Below are 3611 nucleotides of genomic sequence, written 5' to 3'. Positions count from 1 at the left end.
AAATTGATTGATTCTAATTCTTTGACTTAGATTTGACAACATATTTATAACTTTAGGGGGTTAAGAAACAAAGCCGTTAAATACTTACTCCTCTTTTTCCCCAGGGGAAAATCTTTTAAAGCTTCATCAATGGCAAATTCTGATTCCGCCATATTGACGGATTCTATAATAAAAGAAAAAGATATAAATATTAACAATTAAATAAAAGTTATAAATTTAATATGTTTAAAAATATAAAGATTAATCTAATACAAATATCATTAAACTTAAATTGTTTAATCTATTGATTTTTTAACAAAAATATATTAAATTGAAGAAAAAGCGTTAAATGTCGAGTGTTTTATGGGATTAAGATTGTCGCAAATATCTAATTTATCTGGAGTTAAAAAACATACTCTTAATGCAAGAGTTAATAATAAATTCGAAAAACAAGAGTTAGAAAGGACAAATGGTAATCAAATAATATTAAACTCAGAGCAAGTCAGGAACATTCTTTCAGAAGAACTAATAAATGACATGGGAAAGATAATTTATATTGGTAATCTAAAAGGAGGTGTTGGAAAAACAACTCTTTCATATCTTTTATCTGATACTTTAAGTGAAATAGGACTAAAAGTTTGTTGTATTGATTTAGATGTTCAAGCAAATTTAACCAATTTATTTCTTAATAACGATGTAGAACGTCCTGTTTTTTATGATCTGATTGATAAGAATATAAAGATAGAAAAACTCCCAATAAAGGTTAAAGAGAATCTTGATATAATCCCCTCCTCTTTAAAAAATAGTTTAATTGAAAAAGCTTTGACAATACAGGCTCCAAAACATCATTTAAGTTGGTTTAAAAAACTATGTATTAATTATTTAAGAAATACTTACGATGTAATTATAGTAGATACCCCACCTAGTTTAACAACACTCAATTCTGTTTTTTCTCTTTCCCTGATTAAAACTGATAATGTGATAATTCCTGTAAACCCAGAGGAATTTTCTATTATGGGGGTTCAAATGTTTGTTGAAGATATTGCGGATATACGAAAATCCTATGAAATTGAAGATGAACCTCAGATATCTATTATTATGAATAGATTCTTTCAGAATCAGAGAAATAATCTTGAGGTTTTAGTTAAAATGAGCAAATTATTTGATGGATCTTTATCTGAGGTAATTATAAGAGATATTGCTAGGCTTAAAGAAGTTATTAATAATAAAGAAAGTATTAAAGATATTAAAAATGGCAAAGATATATTAGATACAATTTATGGATTATTAGTAGAAACTAAAATAATAAAATCAGCAGGGGAATAAATATGTCAAGTATTTTAAAACTAAATGAGCTTTTAAATTCTGCTGAGAAAAAAGGTTATGGAGATAAAACAAAAGTCACAAAACCTTGGGAATTTAAAAATGAAAAGGATAAAACAGGAAGTATTACAACTTCTAAAAAACGATTAGAAAGTAACGATGATTCTAGTATTATATATGAAGTTGATCCTAATGATATCATTAGATGGTCTGAGAAAGATAGGCCTGAAAATGAACTAGGGAATATAGAAGAGCTTGCAGAAAGTCTAAAAGCAATAGGTCAGCAAGTACCATGTATTGTTAGGCCATACAAAGATACTGATAAATATGAATTAATTGTTGGAGAATGCAGGTGGAGAGCTTCACAAATAGCTAAAATTAAATTAAAAGTGATTATTCACGATTTAGATGATAGAACCGCTGCCCTAGTTCAGGCTGTAGAAAATGAACAAAGAAATGATTTATCAGATTATGCTAAAGGAATGAGTTATGCAAAAAAAATAGAGTCTGGGTTATTAGTTCAGAAAGACCTGACAGATATATTGAAAATAAGTAAGCAACAAGTAACAAAACTATTATCATTTAATAAAATTCCTGAAAACATTAATATTGCAATTAATGATTATAGAAAAGTCTCTGCTAGAACTGCTTATGAAATTAGTAGATTGGCTAATAAAGGACAAGAATATCAAAATATACTTATAGAAAATGCAGATAAAATTAGAGAAGGGAAAATTGGGGCATCGACAATTATAAAGCTTGTAGAAAAAGGATTGTCTAAAAATAAATATTCTTCTAAAAAATATTTTTCCACAAGTGGAGAACATATATTTACTATTAGAAATGAAAATAATAGGAAGTCAATTTACTTTTCTAAAAAAATAAGTGATAAATTAGATGAAAATCAATTATCAGAATTTATAGAGGCAATAATGAAAAAAAGTGTCTAATAAAAAGTTGCCACATGGCAACTAACAAAAAAGGCCGCTTGAGGCGACCTTTAATGTGGTTAACTAAACTAGAAAACCAACTTGCAAATCTATTTTAGTCTAGTTAACTCCAAAATACAAATATTTTAAACTGTAAGGAGTTAAAGCTATGTCAACTTTATTTCACAAGGGTAATAAGATATTAAGATCAGAAATTAAAAATAACAATTTTGCAAATATTGCTGATTTTTTATATTTTAGAATTCAAATAAGTAAGTATAAAGATAAAGAAGGTAATACATTTTTTTTATTACCAAACGTTGAGTATTTAGTTGAAGAAACAGGCATTAAGAAAAGAACATGTGAAAGAGCTATATCAGAACTTGTTAAGAGAGGATTTATCTCTAAAACTAGAACTAGATGTTATGATGGAGCAGTTAGGCTTAAAATATTTATTACTAATAAATTTATAAATTTAATGAATAATATAAACTCTTTAACTGAAAAAAAATATTCTGATAACAAATCTGAATCTAGTAATATTACTGTTGATTCAAGAAAAGATGACAAAACTGAAATATCAAGTTCATCAAGTGAGAAGAAATTAGTTATGAAAGAAGAAAATTTATTAGATAATAATATAGCAAACGATATTGTTAATAATGTTAAATTTTCTTTAGAAGATCAATATACATTTCAATTATCAGAGATATTAGCCGATAAATATAGTTTAGATTGTAATGATGTTTTATTTTCTTTGATAGATTTAAAAGAATCTGGATTATATAAATGTGATTTTAAACTTATAGAAGATGCTATTAAAGTTGCTAGAAGAAATTGTACTGGTGAGGATGTATTACCATCAGGTGAAATATTTAATTCATATAAAGCAATAGAGATGGCTGAAGATACAAGAGAAAGTATATTAACAGCTAGGCAACAATTAGCAATACATCAGATGCTTAATTATTTGAATAATAAAGGCAAAGCTTTAATCTCAAATATTAAAGAGGTATTTTCATGGATAGAGTTTCAAATTACTAATCCAGAGTATCAATTTAAAGGTTTAGGATTTAAACATTGTTTAAATATTATTAGAAATCTATTGTGTGATTCTAGTAAGCAGCAGTACTCTAAACCAGTAGGGTTTAAAGGTGCTCGTGAACAATGCAAATGTTAGTAGAATTTTGAATATATTGCTGTTACGTGACACGAAGGTGTTAGGATGGTTCATTACCAGGGTGATAAGGTGGTATCTTAGCTAGGGTGTTTGAATTACAAATGTTTTTAATAGTGATTAATTAATGGCTTTGTTTCTTAACCCCCTAAAGTTATAAATATGTTGTCAAATCTAAGTCAAAGAATTAGAATCAATCAATT

3 protein-coding genes are annotated in these 3611 nt (G+C 26.9%); all 3 read left to right on the top strand.

The genetic code is table 11. The features are described 5' to 3' along the window. The first annotated feature begins 354 nt into the window (after nt 1-354). The 3 genes from AB8E56_RS11285 to AB8E56_RS11275 all read left to right on the top strand — a co-directional run bounded on the left by AB8E56_RS11285 (nt 355) and on the right by AB8E56_RS11275 (nt 3411). Nucleotides 355-1305, top strand: coding sequence for a ParA family protein (locus tag AB8E56_RS11285; RefSeq protein ID WP_329481166.1), 951 nt, complete (start codon nt 355-357; stop codon nt 1303-1305). 2 nt (nt 1306-1307) lie between these two features. Then, complete coding sequence (locus AB8E56_RS11280) at nt 1308-2252, top strand: ParB/RepB/Spo0J family partition protein (RefSeq protein ID WP_329481164.1); 945 nt, start codon at nt 1308-1310, stop codon at nt 2250-2252. 148 nt (nt 2253-2400) lie between these two features. Beyond that, nucleotides 2401-3411, top strand: coding sequence for a helix-turn-helix domain-containing protein (locus AB8E56_RS11275; RefSeq protein WP_329481162.1), 1011 nt, complete (start codon nt 2401-2403; stop codon nt 3409-3411). The last annotated feature ends 200 nt before the right edge of the window (nt 3412-3611 follow it).

Origin of the sequence: Francisella sp. 19X1-34 (assembly GCF_041102755.1) — a bacterium.
Classification (GTDB): Bacteria; Pseudomonadota; Gammaproteobacteria; order Francisellales; family Francisellaceae; genus Francisella.
The sequence above is the reverse complement of the archived record's forward strand: the minus strand, read 5'-3'. Positions and strand labels throughout refer to the sequence as shown.